This window comes from Chitinilyticum aquatile DSM 21506 (genome assembly GCF_000430805.1).
Classification (GTDB): Bacteria; Pseudomonadota; Gammaproteobacteria; order Burkholderiales; family Chitinibacteraceae; genus Chitinilyticum; species Chitinilyticum aquatile.
This window is the reverse complement of record NZ_AUMS01000007.1, coordinates 180,158-198,026: the sequence shown is the minus strand read 5'-3', so window position 1 is coordinate 198,026 and position 17,869 is coordinate 180,158. Positions and strand designations below refer to the sequence as shown.

The 17,869-nt window shown below is 60.9% G+C and carries 15 protein-coding genes; 8 read left to right on the top strand and 7 right to left on the bottom strand.

Translation table 11 applies throughout. The features are described from left to right. Positions 1-34: 34 nt before the first annotated feature. Positions 35-463: a hypothetical protein gene (locus H559_RS0106165; protein ID WP_028451979.1), complete on the bottom strand. Its 429-nt coding sequence runs from the start codon at positions 461-463 to the stop codon at positions 35-37. A gap of 210 nt (positions 464-673) precedes the next feature. On the opposite strand from H559_RS0106165, the gene H559_RS0106160 reads away from it, so the two are divergent. Continuing rightward, complete coding sequence (locus tag H559_RS0106160; protein ID WP_028451978.1) at positions 674-1,594, top strand: Asd/ArgC dimerization domain-containing protein; 921 nt, start codon at positions 674-676, stop codon at positions 1,592-1,594. 470 nt (positions 1,595-2,064) lie between these two features. Beyond that, positions 2,065-2,478, top strand: coding sequence for a nucleoside diphosphate kinase regulator (gene rnk, locus H559_RS0106155; protein ID WP_028451977.1), 414 nt, complete (start codon positions 2,065-2,067; stop codon positions 2,476-2,478). A 74-nt stretch (positions 2,479-2,552) separates the two neighbouring features. Here the strand turns inward: rnk and H559_RS0106150 are convergent, their stop codons facing one another. Next, positions 2,553-2,909: a DUF1801 domain-containing protein gene (locus H559_RS0106150; RefSeq protein ID WP_028451976.1), complete on the bottom strand. Its 357-nt coding sequence runs from the start codon at positions 2,907-2,909 to the stop codon at positions 2,553-2,555. 218 nt (positions 2,910-3,127) lie between these two features. Beyond that, positions 3,128-4,627, bottom strand: a complete 1,500-nt coding sequence (gene pdxR / locus H559_RS19200; RefSeq protein WP_051278990.1) for a MocR-like pyridoxine biosynthesis transcription factor PdxR — start codon at positions 4,625-4,627, stop codon at positions 3,128-3,130. 95 nt (positions 4,628-4,722) lie between these two features. Here pdxR and H559_RS0106140 point away from each other — a divergent pair, with 95 nt between their 5' ends. Further along, positions 4,723-5,370 (top strand): pyridoxamine 5'-phosphate oxidase family protein, encoded by a 648-nt coding sequence (locus tag H559_RS0106140; RefSeq protein WP_028451975.1) that lies wholly within the window; start codon positions 4,723-4,725, stop codon positions 5,368-5,370. A 182-nt stretch (positions 5,371-5,552) separates the two neighbouring features. On the opposite strand, the gene H559_RS21520 is transcribed toward H559_RS0106140, so the two are convergent. From H559_RS21520 to H559_RS0106125, 3 genes are all read right to left on the bottom strand, one after another. After that, a complete protein-coding gene (locus tag H559_RS21520; protein WP_162143299.1) occupies positions 5,553-8,516 on the bottom strand; it encodes a nitrate- and nitrite sensing domain-containing protein in 2,964 nt (987 codons plus the stop codon). Between the two features lie 240 nt (positions 8,517-8,756). Then, positions 8,757-10,166 carry a PhoH family protein gene (locus tag H559_RS0106130; protein WP_028451974.1) on the bottom strand — a complete coding sequence of 470 codons (1,410 nt, stop codon included), beginning with the start codon at positions 10,164-10,166 and terminating at the stop codon, positions 8,757-8,759. Between the two features lie 64 nt (positions 10,167-10,230). Continuing rightward, positions 10,231-10,689 (bottom strand): peroxiredoxin, encoded by a 459-nt coding sequence (locus tag H559_RS0106125; protein ID WP_028451973.1) that lies wholly within the window; start codon positions 10,687-10,689, stop codon positions 10,231-10,233. Positions 10,690-10,830: 141 nt separating this feature from the next. Between H559_RS0106125 and dcd the strand changes: the two genes are divergently transcribed. From dcd to H559_RS0106110, 3 genes are all read left to right on the top strand, one after another. Beyond that, positions 10,831-11,406 carry a dCTP deaminase gene (dcd, locus tag H559_RS0106120; RefSeq protein ID WP_028451972.1) on the top strand — a complete coding sequence of 192 codons (576 nt, stop codon included), beginning with the start codon at positions 10,831-10,833 and terminating at the stop codon, positions 11,404-11,406. Positions 11,407-11,612: 206 nt separating this feature from the next. Further along, positions 11,613-11,966 (top strand): carboxymuconolactone decarboxylase family protein, encoded by a 354-nt coding sequence (locus H559_RS0106115; RefSeq protein ID WP_028451971.1) that lies wholly within the window; start codon positions 11,613-11,615, stop codon positions 11,964-11,966. Positions 11,967-12,081: 115 nt separating this feature from the next. After that, positions 12,082-12,744 carry a hypothetical protein gene (locus H559_RS0106110; RefSeq protein WP_028451970.1) on the top strand — a complete coding sequence of 221 codons (663 nt, stop codon included), beginning with the start codon at positions 12,082-12,084 and terminating at the stop codon, positions 12,742-12,744. A 70-nt stretch (positions 12,745-12,814) separates the two neighbouring features. Here the strand turns inward: H559_RS0106110 and H559_RS19190 are convergent, their stop codons facing one another. Continuing rightward, the gene (locus H559_RS19190) at positions 12,815-13,636 is read right to left on the bottom strand and encodes an RNA methyltransferase (protein ID WP_051278988.1); all 822 of its coding nucleotides are present in this window, start codon (positions 13,634-13,636) and stop codon (positions 12,815-12,817) included. An 82-nt stretch (positions 13,637-13,718) separates the two neighbouring features. Between H559_RS19190 and H559_RS0106090 the strand changes: the two genes are divergently transcribed. Then, positions 13,719-14,501: an inositol monophosphatase family protein gene (locus H559_RS0106090; protein WP_028451968.1), complete on the top strand. Its 783-nt coding sequence runs from the start codon at positions 13,719-13,721 to the stop codon at positions 14,499-14,501. Positions 14,502-14,938: 437 nt separating this feature from the next. After that, positions 14,939-17,836, top strand: coding sequence for a ribonucleoside-diphosphate reductase subunit alpha (locus H559_RS0106085; protein WP_028451967.1), 2,898 nt, complete (start codon positions 14,939-14,941; stop codon positions 17,834-17,836). Positions 17,837-17,869: the final 33 nt, after the last annotated feature.

Sequence of the window (17,869 nt, the reverse complement as noted above, 5' to 3'; positions counted from 1 at the left end):
AGCCTTGCCGCGCAAAGGGCATCGCGCTGTTGCGTCAGTCGGCCCGGTGCAGGATGCGCAGTCCCTGGGGAATAATGAGAAGGCAGGGGCCGAAAAGCATCATCAGCACACATAACGCGCTGGCGAACGACAGCAATGAATGGGCACTGAGCAGAAGCAGCAGCAGCGCCAGCAGCCAGACCGGTACGCTGCACGCCATCGCCGCCCAGATCCAGCCACCGGCATCAATACTGGCCATGTGGCAGACCAGCGCCCGGCTCAGTGAATACGCTCCGATCACGATGGCAAGGAGCCGCCCGCTGCTGTGGGCACTGCCTTCCATCGCCACCATCGTCGGTGTGGCTACATAGAGTATCGGGGCCAGAATCAAGCCAAAGAAAAGCGCCCACCAGCGATCCAGTTGCAGGGTTCCGATCAGCGTCGAGGCCTGCTCGTCGGCAAGGTCAAAGGTATAGCGGGGCATGAATGAATGGGTATCCTGCTAAGGCTTTTGCGATCAAATGGCTGCGTGGCAATGGGTCGAAGGGTATTGCACTATTGTGCAGGTTGGCATGTCAGCCGCATACCTTAGTGATCCGCTGGCACTTGTGCAAGACAAAGCTGATCGGCTACTGCAGGCAGGCTTGACGCGGCTGGTACAATGACGTTTTACCGAATGCAATGGAGAGTGCCCATGGCTGGCCTGAAACTGGCGCTGATTGGCGCGACACCCACTTTTCTCGAATTGCTGGCCGATAGTGGCCTGGCGGTGACCGCCCTGTACCCGCTGGCGGCAGAAGACGATGGCAGTCTGCTGGAACATGGCGACGAAGCGTGGCCGGTGATGGGTCTGGCCGATTTCGATTTCGAAGAAGTCGACCTGCTGCTGTTCCTTGCCGATGCACCTTTGTCCGCCAAAGCCATTCCGCAGGCGCTGGCCGCCGGCCTGACAGTGGTCGATGCCAGCCATTCCGGCGCTGAGGCCGCGAGCGGGAGCAAGGGGCGTCTGCTGGCGCTGCCGCACATGGCCGCGCTGTTGCTGGCCCGCCCGCTGCAGGCGCTGCAGCAACTGGGCAGCGTGATCGAAGCCGCCTCTGCCAGCGTGTTCCTGCCGGTATCGGCTGCCGGCCAAGCTGGCGTGGATGAGCTTTCCGAGCAGGTGCGCGGCCTCTTTGCGCATGGCGAACTCTCGCAGAAGGTCTTCAGCAAGCGCATCGCCTTCAACCTGCTGCCCGAAACCAGCGCCAGCCTGCGTGCCGGCATGGATACCCAGTTGGCTCGGCTGGCGAACGGCCTGCAGCTCGCTACGCTGCAGATCATCCACATGCCGGTGTTTTACGGCATGAGTGCCGCGCTCACCGTGCGCCTGGAAAGTGCAAGCGATGCGGCAGCGGTGCGTGCCGCGCTTGCCGCCAACGAGGGCCTGCTGCTGCTGCCCGAAGGCCAGGTGGTCAGCACACAGGACGTTATCGGCGCCGACAAGGTGTGGGTTGGCAATGTCGACGTCAGCGCTGATGGCCGCACGCTGCAGCTGTGGTTGCTGGCCGACAACGCCCGCCTGCAGGCAATGAGCGTGCTGGCCGTGTTGCTGCAATTGCGTGGTTCCGTGCACTGATGGCTTGGTCTGCCCCGGTGCGCAAAGCCGTTACCGCGGACTTTGTCACCGGTAGGCAGAACGGGTAATCTGCAGCGGATATATGCTGCGAGGTTGCTGGAATGACGCCCATAACGGGTTTTTCGGCACACCGGTCAAAAAGCATGCAAAGCAGAAGTAAGTGACTTTTTGGCTACACCCCGAAAGCGTGTTGCCTGCGTTGATTGTTTCGCAGCAGTGTGAACGGGCCGCTTCCTCATACCGGCGAAAGCCGGTATCCAGACAGCATCTATTAACCGAAACCACTGGATTCCTGCTTTTGCCGGAATGACGTTCAAATCGCCGCAGCAAGGTTTTAGGCACATCGCTTTTTCAGCTGGCGAGATGTGCCGTGTTCTGCCCGCCGCACGATGCAGTTGGTGCTCCTGTTTTTCGACACCAGGCACGCGGCGCCCCATGCTGCTCTGCTGTTTTACGATTGGAGTCCTGTCATGACGAATCTTCCACCCATTACTGTTTCCACTGTCGATCTTGAGCGTCTTTATCGGGTACTCGATGATGCCCCCGAAAGTGTCTACGCTACCGCCGTGGCGCTGGAAAACGAGCTGGCACGCGCGCAGGTGGTCGATCCCGAAGACATGCCGCCCGATGTGGTAACGATGCGCTCCATTGTGCGCTTCCAGATCATTCCCGGCGGGCGGGAGTTCGAGCTCACGCTCTGCTATCCGGACGAAATGGACAACAACCCGCACAAGGTATCGGTGCTGGCGCCGGTAGGCGCCGCGATACTTGGCCTCTCGGCCGGGCAGGAAATCGACTGGCCGGCGCCCGGCGGCGGGCAGGTGAAGGTGGTGGTGCTCGGTGTCACCTGGCAGCCGGAGCGCGCAGGCATGATTCGCCTGTAACACTGAGCCCGCGTGGCTGCTCTCAGTCACGTGTGATTTTGCTCGAATCCGGGGGCAAGCCGCGAGCGGGTCGCTTATCCGGCCGCAGCCAGCGCCAGCGGCAGATATTCGGCCAGCCTTTTCGCCCTGATATCATCCTGTGTCCGCAGTTTGATATGCCTGCGCCCCTTGCCGCTGCCTTCGAGCAGGCCGTGCGGGTCGCTGATCGCGGCGCCCGCACCGAATTCCACCGAGACGTGCTGCGTGTAGGCGAACACGCCGCCGAATTGCACGCTGCCGGAGGAAAACAGGATGCCGCCGTATTTCACTTCCTCGCTGATGTCCGGCAGCGTCGCGCGCACCAGGTCGCGCACGGCTTCGACCAGGGCGTAGCTGTCTTCGGATATCAGGCGCAGATCTTCAAGCAGGGACTGGACTGATCGGGCGGGCATGGAATCCTCGGTGGCCTGTCGGTTGGAGTGGTGTATAGCTGCACGTTTCGTGCAAGCCAGCCTAAGCAGGCTGGCGCCGGCTGTCAATCGTGCGCACGGGGCTGATGGAAGTGCTTGCGAAGACGTGTGCATGCTGCTTCGGTCTATTTTATCCGGATGGTGTGCGGCCTGACAGGTGCTTCATTGTCGGGAGTTTTGGGGTATTGATCTGTGGCCCTTTATTTGAAATGGTTGGGCGCCCGATCCCCGCTGGGTATATGAGGCATATCACCAAGCCTGCTGGCGTGCTGGCGCACCAGCTGCGCCAGCATGGCGATCTGTCCGTCCATCTCGTCAGCCGGTACCTGTGCGTAGCCGAGAATGAAGCCGTTGCTGGCGCTGTCCGGTTCGTTGCCAATGCGGTAGGCGCTCAAGGGGCGGGCGATCAGTCCGGCGGCGCGGGCCTGCTGGCTGATGAGCGAATCGGGAATGCTGGCGGGAATGCGAATGGCGAGGTGGATGCCGGACGAGCCGCCACAGACTTCGGCCAGCTCGCCGAAATGGCGGTGGATGGCGGCGAGCATGGCATCGCGGCGTTCGCTGTAGAGTTTGCGCATGCGGCGCAGGTGGGTGAGAAATTCGCCGTCGCGGATAAATCCGGCCAGCGCGCGCTGTTCGATCTGCCGGCCGCGCGGCTGGCATTGCGCCAGCGCGGCCTCGACCTGAACCACCAATGCCGCGGGCACAATCATGAAGCCGATGCGCAGTGCCGGAAACAGCGTCTTGCTGAAGGTGCCCAGATACACCACCGGGGCATCGGCTTCCAGCCCCTGCATGGCTGGCAGCGGCGGGCCGTCGCGGCGGAATTCGCTGTCGTAGTCATCCTCGATGATCAGCGTGCCATGCGCGCGGGCGTCGGCAATCAGCTGCAGGCGGCGCTCCAGCGACAGCACGCTGCCCAGCGGGTACTGGTGCGAGGGCGTCACGTAGATCAGCCGGGGCGGGTGCTGTTGCCAGTCGGCGGCCAGCGGGCGGAGGCCGTGCTCGTCGACCGCAATGCCTCGTACCTCCAGTTGCGCGGTGCGCCAGGCATTCAGTGCACCGTGGTAGCCGGGATTTTCGATCCAGGCCGTGTTGCCGGCATCGGCAAACAGTCGTGCACACAGATCCAGTCCGTGCTGTGTGCCGTCGGTAATGAAGAGTTGCGCGGTGTCGCAGCGCACGCCGCGCGTGCTGCGCAGATGGCTGGCGATTGCTTCGCGCAGCGCCGGTTCGCCCGCCGCCGGGCCATAGCCAATCGTGGCGGCATCGGCGCAGCGCCATGCCCTGGCCAGCCGTTTTTGCCAGCGGGCCAGCGGGAAGTCACCGAGTGCCGGTACGCCGGGGGTGAAGGCGCTGGCCGGCTCTGGTTCGGCAAAGGGCGTGCGGAAGGCACCACCGCGTTGCGACAGCTGCTGTGCTGCGGTGTGAGCGGCGGGCTGCAACTGCCCCGGGCGGTTCAGCGGGGCGACGACAGTACCACGTGCGGATGCGTGCACCAGTCCTTCGCTGGCGAGCTGTTCGTAGGCATAAACCACGGCATTGCGCGCGATGCGCAACTCGCCCGCCAGCTCGCGGCTGGCTGGCAGGCGTGTGCCCCCTGCCAGCCGGCCATCCAGAATGGCTGCACGCAGGCCAAGGTAGAGCTGCTGCTGCCTGGAGTGATTGCCGTGCGGGTCGAGCAGTAGCGCGTAATCCATGTAGTGGTTCCTGAATATTTGCGGCTAGTGGATCTTATGCTGGAACCACCTGGCTGGCTATGCTGACGTCCTCACCCATTTGCCGGAATATCATCATGAGCAGCGCACCGACTCCGCGTACCCGTATCCGCCGCATCCCAGACAATGCCGATTACCAGCGTGCCACGCTGCATGCGATTCTGGATGATGGCTATCTGTGCCACATCGCCTTTACCGACGAGGCGGGCGGGGTGCATTGCCTGCCGATGGCCTACTGGCGCGAAGGCGAGCATCTGTATATTCATGGCTCCAATGGCAGCCGCCTGATGAAACGGCTGGCTGGTGGTGCGGAAGTCAGCATCGCGGTCAGCCACCTCGACGGGCTGGTGCTGGCGCGCTCGGCGTTCAATCACTCGATGAATTACCGCTCCGCAGTGATTTACGGCGTCTTTGAAAAGGTAGAGGGCGAGGAGGCCAAGTCGGCGGCGCTGGATGCCTTCATGCACCATCTGGCCCCGGGGCGCGAAAATGAAGCGCGACGCGGTAGCCCGCAGGAGCTGGGTGCAACCATTGTCCTGCGGATTTCGCTGGCCGAGGCGGCCGCCAAGGTGCGCACGGGCGGGCCGCAGGACGATGAGAAGGATCTGGAGATTGCGGTGTGGACCGGCGTGCTGCCACTGGCCACCGTGCAGGGCGCTCCCGTTCCCGCCGATGATTGCCGCCAGGAGCCTCCGGCTTATGTGGCCGGGTGGAAGACAGCCTGAACGTCCTCTGGCTGAAACATTATGGCCTCGCCTGATCGTATTGCCATGTGTGCCGTGTTGGCGCAGGCAAGAAGAATTGGTCGCGTGAGTGGCAGTTTTATTTGGGGTATAAGACTGTAGCCATTTTAAATTGACGGTTCTGGGCTGATACAGGCTTATGTATCAGCCCATTTCCCGCTCGTTCAATTCAAGAGGCGTGTTGTTCCCGCTCGTGCATCGAGCCGGAAAATCGCGACGGAGGCCACGAGCCGTTCGGCCTGCTCCTGCAGGCTCTCCGCTGCGGCTGCGGCTTCTTCGACCAGTGCTGCATTATGCTGGGTGATTTCGTCGATTTGACCTACTGCCTGGGTAACCTGCTCGATACCGATGCTCTGCTCGCGACAGGCGCTGGCAATTTCCGTGACGAGGCGCGCCAGCTGATCGAAGCTGCTTACCAGGCTGTGCATCGACTCCCCGGCCTGGTTGACCTGTTTCGCACCCGCATCAACCTTGCTGCCCGATTCGTTGATCAAATCCTTGATTTCCTTGGCCGCAGTGGCACTGCGCAGTGCCAGATTGCGGACTTCACTGGCGACAACGGCAAAGCCGCGTCCCTGTTCGCCTGCTCGCGCAGCCTCAACGGCTGCATTGAGCGCCAGGATGTTGGTCTGAAACGCGATGCCGTCAATCACGCTGATGATATCGGCAATCTTGCCACTGCTTTCGGCAATACCCTGCATTGTCTGGACGATACCCTGCACGATCTGACCGCTGCTGCTGGCAATATCGTTGCTATTGCGCGCAAGACGGTTTGCCTGTTCGGCATTGCTGGCATTCTGCCTGACCGTACCGTTGAGTTCTTCCATTGAACTGGACGTTTCTTCAAGACTGCTGGCTTGCTCTTCGGTGCGGTTGGAGAGATCCGAATTGCCGGCGGCGATCTCTTTGGCTGCCACATTGATCTGGCTGGCAGCCTGCTGGATTTCGGCAACCACTTCACGCAGGTGCCTGATGGTTCCGTTAGTATGATCCTGCAACTCCCCGATCAAGCCTTGATACTCGCCATCAACCGTGCGGGTGAGGTCACCCTCGGTGACGGCCTTGAGTACAGCGCCTACCGCATTCAGGCCGGTTGCCACGGTGTGTGACAACTGGTTCAGCGCAGTCGAAATGGTGCGGTAGAAGCCTTCCTTGCCGGCCAGATCGAGGCGCGCGTCAAAATTGCCGGCCCCGGCCGCCAGAATCAGGTTCTCCACTTCGCGTTCGATCTGTACTTCGGCCGTACGATCCACCCATTCGGCCACGGCCCCCATGCGCTCGCCATGTTCGTTGATGACCGGATTGGCGGTAACCGTCATGCTTCTGCCGCCGATGACCAGTGACGAGGTGTAGGACTGGGTAAACTCGGCCAGCAGTTTTGCCTGGTGCGCCGGGTTCTTGTGGAAGCTGTCGATATTTGTTCCGAGCAGCTCATGGGCGTTGAAGCTCGGAATCTGTGTACGGATGGCATTTTCCGCGTACTGCAGCATGCGACAGACGGCCTTGTTGGCATAAACGATGTTGCGCTCGTTATCGACGATCATCGCTCCGGTACTCACATTGTCGAGCGCAATACGCACGCGCAGGTTGTCTGCCGCCAGAGCGGCTTCGCGCTCGGCTGCCGCCAGTTCGGCAGTGCGGTCGCGCCATTCGGCCACCGAGCCCAGCCGCTCGCCGGCGGAGTTGATGACCGGATTGGCAATCACCTGCATGCGCCGCACGCCAACTGCAAGATCGGCCGTGTACGACTGCTTCAGGTTGGCCAGCAGGTCTGCCTGCTTTTGCGGGCGCTGATGGAACTGGTCGATGTTCTGACCAACCAGCTGATCGGCATTGAAGGTGGGCAATACGCGACGGATGTCGGCCTCCGCGTCTTTCAGGATGTGCCGGACTGCCGTATTGGCATAAATGATCGTGCGGTTTACATCCGCGATCATGACACCGGTACTGACATTGTCGAGTGCAATGCGGATGCGCAGGTTTTCGTCCGCACATGCTTTGTCGCGGTTGAGACGCTCCAGCAATTGTTCCTGCATGGTCTTGATCGAGGCCAGCAGGCTGCTGTTGTCGCCCCGGCGCAACTGGATCGGGTTGTCAAGGCGCCCGGCGGCAATATTGTGCGTGATGCGCGCGGCGTCATCAGGCTCGCCACCAAGCTGGCGCAGGATGTTGCGGGTAATCAGGACGAGTAGTAATACAGTGAGCAGCAGAGTGGCGACAGTAATGGCAAGGTAGTTCTGCATGCTTGTTGCGGCCGTGCTGCGCAGTTGCTCCTGGCGACCGAGCAGGTCCGTTGCGAGCTGGCTTTCCACTTTTTTCAGTTGTTCGATACGGCCTGTGGCTGCCTGAAACCAGGCCGCGGGATCAGCATCAATGACAGGCTGATTGATGCCGGCTATGGCCAGCTGACGCAAACGCTGCGTTTCATCCGTGGCACTGCCCCGGTCCATCTGTGCGAGCAACGCTTCCTGTTCCGCAGTGGCGTAGTGTCTGAACTCATCGAAATAAACCTGCTGGGCTGAAAGGTTTTGCAAGAAGGCATCCAGCGTGGCTGGGCTGAACTGTTTGAGGGTGAAGACCGAAGTCAGCATGGCGCGCTCCCGGCCGGCGCGCTCCTTGGCTTGCAGCAAGCCGGAGTAGGCCGCGCTCAGCCTTGCAATCTCGCCATTACTGCTCAGTGTGGATACCATGGCCGGCACATCGAACAGATGACCGATCGTTCGGGTGTAATAGGCGGCCGACTCCGGGGCCGCCACTTGCTGGGCCGTGATCGCGGCACGGGTGCGCGCCATGTCCTGCAGGTCTTTTTTTGCAGTTGCCAGCGCGTCCTGCAGTTTGCTGCCAAACACTCCGGCATCGAACCCGTCCAGAGCTGCTTGCAGGCTGGCTACTTTCAGATCCGTCTGCTGGCGTTGCAGGGGCAGCTCAGTGGCATTGCTGCTGCCCTTGCTGCTGATGTAGCCGGCACTCAGGCCACGTTCTTTTTGCAACTCGTGGCCAAGTTCACCGATTTTGACCGACAGCTGTACCAGGTTTTCCAGCCTGCTGACCTCAGTCAGCTGTTCGCGTTTTTCCTGCACCGCCGTTACGGCAAAAAACAGCAGGGCCAGTGCCGGGATGCTTCCCATCAAAATCAGTTTGCTTCGTGTACGCAAAAACATGGCACTTCCTTTCTGTTTGTGTAACACAGTGTGTTATAGAAAGTGCCGGTGCAAAGCTCAATCATCCAGGAGAACTATATTGTCCGGGGCTGATCGCGCTGGTGAAGCGAACATGATCTGTGCAAAAACAATACCCGGATCTGGTACATATCCGGGTATTGCTGTGTAGGTGTTTCTCGTAAATGGCTGTGGCTGTATACCTGAGTCCTACAGCACCTCGGCCGCGTAGTCGGCCAGCCGCGAGCGTTCGCCGCGCGTCAGCGTGATGTGCCCGGAGTGATCCCAGAACTTGAAGCGGTCCACCACAAAGGTCAGGCCGGAAGATCCTTCCGTCAGGTAGGGCGTATCGATCTGGCTGATGTTGCCCAGGCACACTACCTTGGTACCGGGGCCGGCGCGGGTGATCAGCGTTTTCATCTGCTTGGGCGTCAGGTTCTGTGCTTCGTCGATGATGAGAAACTTGTTGAGGAAGGTACGCCCGCGCATGAAATTGAGCGACTTGACCTTGATGCGACTGCGGATCAGGTCGCGCGTGGCGGCGCGGCCCCAGTCGCCGGCTTCATTGTCGGTCTTGTTGAGCACATCCAGGTTGTCCTCCAGCGCGCCCATCCACGGCAGCATCTTTTCTTCCTCGGTGCCGGGCAGGAAGCCGATGTCCTCGCCCACCGGCACGGTGACGCGGGTCATGATGATTTCGCTGTAGATTTTCGATTCCAGGGTCTGGCACAGGCCTGCCGCCAGTGTGAGCAGCGTCTTGCCAGTGCCGGCCTGGCCCAGCAGCGAGACGAAGTCGATATCCGGGTTCATCAGCAGGTTGAGCGCGAAATTCTGTTCACGGTTGCGCGCGGTGATGCCCCAGATCGCGTTCTTGCTGTGGCTGTAGTCTTTCAGGCTTTCGATGGTGGCGGTCTTGCCCTCGACGCTGATCACGCGGGCCTGCAGCGGGGTGTCGCCACCCTGATACAGCAGCTGGTTCGGGTGCAGGTCGGGGACGTCGCCACCCTTGATGCGCCAGTAGCTGCGGCCGCCTTCCTGCCAGCTCTGCAGGTCCTTGCCGTTTTTCTCCCAGAAGGCCTGGTCGATTTCGCGCATGCCGGTGTAGAGCAGGTCGGTGTCTTCCAGTACCTTGTCGTTGAAGTAGTCTTCCGCCGCCAGCCCCATCGCACGCGCCTTGATGCGCATGTTGATGTCTTTCGACACCAGGATCACCTGGCGCTTGGGCCACATCTGCTGCAGGTGATGCACCACGCCGAGAATCTGGTTGTCGGCCTTGCCCATCGGCAATTGCGCGGGCAGCACACTGGTAATTGCTTCGGTCTGCAGGAAGAGCGAGCCGGTAGCCTGGCCGCGGCTGGCTTCTTCCAGCGGCACGCCGTCATGCAGCGAATGCTCCTTGCCGGCAATCAGCTCTTCCATGAAGCGGCTGGCCTGGCGGGCATTGCGCGAGACTTCGCTCATGCCTTTCTTGTTGTTGTCGAGTTCTTCCAGCGTCATCATCGGCAGGAAGATGTCGTGTTCCTGGAAGCGGTAAATCGAGGTGGGGTCGTGCATCAGCACGTTGGTGTCCAGCACGAAAAACTTGGTTTCTACCGGGGATTTGCGTTTGCGGGCTGCCATGACAATCTCCTTGCTGTTTTGATGTGTGCGGACAAACAAAAAGGCGACCGGGGGTCGCCTTCATTTATTTCAGCGTCTGAACAAACGCCAGTACTTCCTCCGCGTGGCCGGGGACCTTCACGCCACGCCACTCCCTGACGATCCGCCCCTCGCGGTCGATGACAAAGGTGCTGCGCTCGATGCCGCGCACCTGCTTGCCGTACATGTTTTTCAGCTTCATCACGCCGAAGGCTTCACACAGCGCTTCTTCCGGGTCACTGATCAGTTCGAACGGGTATTCCTGCTTGCACTTGAAGTTCTCGTGCGACTTGATCGAATCGCGCGATACGCCGAAGACCTCGCAGTCTGCTGCCAGGAACGCGGCATGGCGGTCGCGGAAGTCGCCGCCCTCGGTCGTGCAGCCCGGCGTGCTGTCCTTGGGGTAAAAATACAACACAAAATGCCGGCCCCGCAGCTGTGACGGGTCGAAGGTGCCCGCGCTGGTGGTGGGCAGCGTGATGGCCGGACAGGTTTCCTGCGTCATGGATTCTCCTTTGTTGGCGGGTGTCGCTCGCACCCTCATTTGATTGTCGGCAATTGTCTTCTTTGCGGCAAGTGCGGGGAGGGCGTCAGGTGGTTACAATACGGGAAATTTCGATCAACAGTTTTTCAGGGATGTGACAGCATGAGCATCAAGTCCGATAAATGGATCCGCCGCATGGCCATCGATCACGGCATGATCGAGCCCTTCATTCCCGGCCAGGTCAAGGAAGTCAACGGCGAGCGCATCGTTTCCTACGGTACGTCCAGCTACGGTTACGACATCCGCTGCGCGGACGAGTTCAAGGTGTTCACCAACCTGAACTCCACCATTGTCGACCCGAAGAATTTCGACGAGAACAGCTTTGTGAATGTCTCCGGCAAGGGCTACTGCATCATCCCGCCGAATTCCTTCGCCTTAGCGCGCACCGTCGAATATTTCCGCATTCCGCGCAATGCGCTCACCGTGTGCCTGGGCAAATCCACCTACGCGCGCTGCGGCATCATCGTGAACGTGACCCCCTTCGAGCCGGAGTGGGAAGGCTATGTGACGCTGGAATTTTCCAACACCACGCCGCTGCCGGCCAAGATCTACGCCAACGAAGGCGTGGCGCAGGTGCTGTTCTTCGAGGCTGATGAAGATGACGTCTGCGAAACCAGCTACCGCGATCGTGGCGGCAAGTACCAGGGCCAGGTTGGTGTGACGCTGCCGAAAACCTGACAACGTTAAGCGGCAGGCAAAACAGCCTGCCACCCATGCCGTTTCTGCCGCAGGCGGGAAATGGCCGGGCCGGGTAACCGGCCTTTTTCATTGGCCGGCCCGGCGCAATCCGTGGCAGTGTTTTTTTTGTGCATTTTTCCGGCTTTGCCGTGGAAAAGGCGATCGCAGGGTGTGTTCCAGCACCCCGCCCAGAATGGAGCAAGAGCATGACAACCGAATTCAAGCCGCTGGTGGCGGACATTTCATCCAAGCTGCGCGAGTTTGCCAAAGAGATTCCGGACACCTACAACGGCTTCCAGGCTACCGCGCTGGCGACGCATGCGGACGGCGCGCTGTCGAAAAAGAACAAGGAGCTCATGGCGATGGCGATTGCCATCTCGGCCCGTTGCAACGGCTGCCTCGGTTTTCATGCCAAGGCCTGCGTGAAGCTGGGGGTCAGCCGTGCCGAGTTTCTGGAAATGCTGCAAGTGGCGGTCTACATGGGCGGCGGCCCCAGCCTGATGACGGCGGCCGAAGCACTGCTGGCCTTTGAAGAATTCGGCGGCGAGAAAGCCGCCTGAACCGGACGGGCTGTCGCGGCCCTGCCGCAGCGGGGCTGCACGCGAAGTCGCGTCATGATCAGTCCACAACGCTTATGGGATACTCGCTGTCCCCCTGACACGGATACCACCTGCAATGCCATCACGTTCTTCTGCTTCTGACGTCGGCTTTTTCCAGCGCATCCGCCAACTGGGTGTCCAGGGCTATGGCCTGCTTGGTGCCAGTATCGTGCTGGTGGTGCTGGCCGTCTTGCTGATCCTTGGCGTGACCCGCGCCGTTGCCGCGCTGCGCGAGCCGCCACCGGCGCTGCTGCCGCAGGAGCTGCCGTATCACAAGGCCATGCCGGGAACCGCGCCGGACGAAACCGAGGCAGCCCGCAAGCGTTTCCAGCGCCATTTTGCCCGTCGCCTGACCTTCAGCGGCTACAAGGCCCAGGCGACCTGGGATGCCGTCTGGGCGAGCTGTCCGGAAAGCGATTGCAGCATTCCGTCGGCAGCGGGGGCTCGCCTGCTGCTGCCGCACACCAGCAATCCGGCCTTCTTCGAAAAGCAGTTCTGTGATTACGGCCTGCTGCCGGCGGAACGCAGCCAGCTGGGCGCGGCTGCGCTGCAGCTGGGCGAAACGGGCTGCCGCATCAGTGATTACGAGGGGTATCGCCAGAGTGTGCTGGCCGCAGCCGAAGCCCGGCGCGACAGCAAGATGCCGCACCTGATCTGGACCTCGGTCGCACTGGCGGCGGTGCTGCTGCTGCTGGTGCTGGTCTGGCGCAAGCTGCTCGACCAGCTCTCCAAGCTGTAATGAATAATGAGGGTATAGCCCTGCAGCCATTTGGATGAAATCGCTGCAGGGCTATACCCTTCGTTTTCGCTTAGCTGCCGGACTGGCCTTTCAGGCGGCGTTCGGCTTCTGCCAGCGTTTGCGATGCGTCGGGAACACGCTCGTATTCCAGCGTGGCACGCAGGATGCCGCGCAGGATATCCACTTCTTCCTGTTCGGGGCTGGCGCGCTGGTAGAGACGGCGCAGGCGCGGCATCAGGCGCTTGGGCGCGTAGGGTTTCAGGAAACCGATCTTCAGCAGTGCCTCTTCCAGCTTTTCGAAATACAGCTCCAGATATTCATGGCTGGCGAGCGGCGCCTTTTTCTCGAGGTGCGACACGTCATCGAGCAGCTGCGAGCGGATTTCGTAAGTGAGCACCTGCACGGCCTGCGACAGATTCAGGCTCGAATAATCGGGATTGGTCGGAATGGTGATCAGGCGGTTGCACAGGCGGACTTCGTCAATGGTCAGCCCGCTGGTTTCCGCACCGAAGAGCAGCGCCACCTCGCCACCGCTGTGTGCTTCCTGCAGCAGCTCGGGGACGAGTTGCCGCGGTGTCTGCAGCGGCTGGGTCAGCTCGCGGCGGCGCGCGGTCATTGCCACCTGCATGGTCGTACCGCGGAGGGCTTCCTCGACGCTGGAGCAGACAATGGCGTTATCGAGCACGTCGTCGGCGCTGGAGGCGAGCGCCACGGCGACGTCCGAAGGAAAGTCTTCCGGGTTGACAAGATAAAGCCGGGTCAGGCCCATGGTTTTCATCGCGCGCGCGGCCGAGCCGATGTTGCCGGGATGCGAGGTGTGGGAAAGAACAACGCGGAAGCGTTTGAGGCAATCGGTGCTGGGGCCGGTTTCCGGCAGGTCGGGTGAATCCACGTTTTAAAAAGTTCCAGTTTATTCAAAAGGCAAGGGCAGGTAGAATGGCGGCCAAATCAGTTCTTTCAAGTTGAAAATAGCCATGCATCCGATGCTGAACACCGCAGTGCGCGCCGCTCGCCGCGCTGCTGCCATTATCCAGCGTGCGTCCAACAATCTGGACCACATCACACCCGAGAAGAAAGGCCACAATGATTTTGTGTCCGAAGTTGACCGCGCAGCGGAAAACGCGATCATCGAAACCATCCTCGAGGCGTATCCGAGCCACGCGATTCTAGCAGAGGAGTCGGGTAGCCGCGGCAAATCGGATTACGTGTGGATCATCGACCCGCTTGATGGCACCACCAACTTCCTGCATGGCGTTCCGCAATATGCCGTTTCCATCGCGCTGGAACACAAGGGCGTCATCACGCAGGCCGTGATCTACGACCCGAACCACAATGACCTGTTCACCGCCACCCGTGGCGTCGGCGCCTTCCTGAACGACCGCCGCATCCGCGTTTCCAAGGTGCGCGAGCTCTCCGATGCCCTCGTCGGCACCGGCTTCCCCTACACCCGTTTCGACAACCTCGAAACCTATCTGAACATCTTCCGCGACATGGCGCAGAAAGCCGGTGGCGTTCGCCGTCCGGGTGCGGCCTCGCTGGATCTGGCTTGGGTGGCCTGCGGCCGCTTTGACGGTTTCTTCGAGTTCGACCTCAAGCCGCACGATATCGCGGCCGGTTCGCTGATCGTGCAGGAGGCTGGCGGCCTCGTTACCGATCTGAACGGCGAGGAAAAATTCATGGAATCCGGTGACATCCTCTGCGGCACGCCGAAAGTCTTTGGCCAGATGCTGCAGCTGATCCGGGGCCATCTGAAATAAAACGTCCGCACAGTCGCCAGTCAGGCCACCCTGTTGCAGGGTGGCCTTTTTCATTGGCGCTGCGGCACTCGCTGCGCTGTAAGCTTCTGTCACCCTGCTTTCTGCCGTTGTTTTAATCCAACGCCGGCGGTGACGTTGCAGCTTTGGCGACAGAAGGCTGCAGGTGTCCGCCTTGGGGCGCAGCAGGGAGGGGTGGCGGGTATGCCGGTATAACCCGCATCACTGCTTGGCTTGCGGCAGATAGCGTCATGCGCTGATGAATTGTGCCGCAACATGCGGCTTTTTCTGTCGCTGTCAAAAGCCGTTTATCACACTTGGCCTCGCTTGCACCAGCGCCAGAAACCCCCTAGTATTTGTGTCAACCTAAAGAGAGAAGCACAAGATATTGTGTTTCTTCACATAATATTCACACTTTATGCACAGCTGGAGAAACTTGCATGTACGCAACGCTTGAGAGCGCATCCATGAGCCGCTCGGCCGCCGATCTGGCCACGCCCACCACTTACGCTGACTACAAGATCATCCGCCGCAATGGCGCGGTGGTGCCGTTCGAGCCCTCCAAGATTGCCGTCGCCGTCACCAAGGCCTTTATCGCCGTACAGGGTAGCCATGCTGCCGCGTCGGCTGCCGTGCGCGAGCAGGTCGGCCGCCTGACCGACGCCGTAGTGAGCGCACTGATGCGCCGCAAGCCCGATGGTGGCGCCATCCACATCGAGGACGTGCAGGATCAGGTCGAGCTGGCGCTGATGCGCTCCGGCGAACATGACGTCGCGCGTGCCTACGTGCTCTATCGCGAGCAACGTGCGCAGGATCGTCACGCCAAGGGCGAAGACCAGGCCGCTGATGTCCATCACGCCATCAATGTGAAGCTGGAAAACGGCGACCTGCGTCCGCTCGATCTGGGCCGTCTCAAGGCGCTGATCGCCTCAGCCTGCCAGGGCTTTGACGGCATTACCGACCAGCAGCTCATCCTCAATGAAACACTGAAGAACATCTACAACGGCGTTTCCGCCGACGAAGTCAGCAAGTCCGTGATTCTGGCCGCCCGCCAGCAGATCGAAAAAGACCCGGCCTACAGCCAGGTGACTGCGCGCCTGCTGCTCGACGTGCTGCGCGCCGAAGTGCTTGGCGAGGAAACCAGCCATGAAGACATGGCTACCCGCTACGCTGAAGCCTTCCCCAAGCTGATCAAGAAGGGCATCGAGGCCGAGCTGCTCGACGAAAAGCTCGCGCAGTACGATCTGGCCAAGCTGGGTGCCGCGCTCGACTACACCCGCGATTACCAGTTCGGCTATCTGGGCCTGCAGACCCTGTTCGATCGCTATTTCCTGCACATCGACGGCACCCGCATCGAGCTGCCGCAGGTGTTCTTCATGCGCGTGGCCATGGGCCTGGCGCTGAACGAAATCGACCGCGAAACCCGCGCCATCGAGTTCTACAACGTGCTGTCCACGTTCGACTTCATGTCGTCCACACCGACGCTCTTCAATTCCGGCACCCGTCGCAGCCAGCTCTCCAGCTGCTATCTGACCACCGTTGCCGACGATCTGGACGGCATCTACGAAGCACTGAAGGAAAACGCGCTGCTGTCGAAATTTGCCGGTGGTCTGGGCAATGACTGGACGCCGGTGCGCGCGCTGGGCAGCCACATCAAGGGTACCAACGGCAAGTCTCAAGGCATCGTTCCCTTCCTGAAAGTGGTGAACGACACCGCTGTTGCGGTCAACCAGGGCGGCAAGCGCAAGGGCGCCGTGTGTGCGTACCTGGAAACCTGGCACGCCGACATCGAGGAATTCCTCGAGCTGCGCAAGAACACCGGTGACGACCGCCGCCGCACGCACGACATGAACACCGCGAACTGGATTCCGGATCTGTTCATGCGCCGCGTGATGGAAGGTGCCGACTGGACACTGTTCTCGCCCTCCGAGACGCCCGATCTGCACGACCTGTACGGCAAGGCATTTGAAGAAGCCTATGTGCGCTACGAAGCCAAGGCCGAACGCGGCGAGATGAAAGTCTCGAAGAAAATCCCGGCGCTGTCGCTCTGGCGCAAGATCCTCACCATGCTGTTCGAAACCGGCCACCCGTGGATCACCTTCAAGGACCCGTGCAACATCCGCAGCCCGCAGCAGCACATGGGCGTGGTGCACAGCTCCAACCTGTGTACCGAGATCACGCTGAACACCAACGAGAACGAGATTGCCGTGTGCAACCTCGGCTCGGTGAACATGGCCAACCACCTGAAGAAAAACGCGGATGGCGTGCTTGAACTCGATGGCGAGAAGATCGCCCGCACCGTGAAGGTGGCGATGCGCATGCTCGACAACGTCATCGACATCAACTTCTACCCGGTGCGCAAGGCGCGCAATTCCAACCTGCGTCACCGCCCCGTAGGCCTGGGCCTGATGGGCTTCCAGGACTGCCTGCACGCGCTGCGCATTCCGTATGCCTCGGAAGCCGCCGTCGAGTTCGCCGACGTATCGATGGAAACCATCGCCTACCACGCCTACTGGGCCTCGACCGAGCTGGCACAGGAGCGCGGCACCTACGCCTCCTTCCGCGGTTCGCTGTGGGACAAGGGCATCCTGCCGCACGATTCGCTCGACCTGCTGGCACAGGAACGCGGCGGCTATCTGGAAGTCGACCGCACCGAGCGCCTGGACTGGAACGCACTGCGCGAACGCATCAAGGAATACGGCATGCGCAATTCCAACTGCCTGGCGATTGCCCCGACCGCGACGATTTCCAACATCGTCGGTGTGGATGCCTCGATCGAGCCGACCTACCAGAATCTGTTCGTGAAATCGAACCTGTCCGGCGAATTCACCGTCATCAACGAACAACTGGTGCGCGACCTGAAGGAACGCGGCCTGTGGGACGAAGTGATGGTGTCCGACCTGAAATATTTCGATGGTTCGGTGCAAAAGATCGACCGCATCCCGCAGGATCTGCGCGACCTGTACGCCACCGCCTTCGAGATGGACCCGAAATGGCTGGTTGAAGCCGCCTCGCGTCGCCAGAAGTGGCTCGATCAGGCGCAATCGCTGAACATCTACATGGCCGGTGCCTCGGGCAAGCGTCTGGACGAGCTCTACAAGCACGCCTGGATTCGTGGCCTGAAAACCACCTACTACCTGCGCACGCTGGCAGCCACCAGCGCCGAGAAATCGACCGGCCGTGGCGGCGAGCTGAACGCCGTGCCGGTGGATGGCGGCTACAGTGCAGCTACTGCAGCGCAGGCCGCAATTGCCGCCGCCGCCGTGATCGATAACACTCCGGCGACCGATGCGAAGTTCTGCTCGATCGACAATCCGGATTGCGAGGCTTGCCAGTAAACAAGTAGGGCGGGTTAGGCCGGAAGGCTCTAA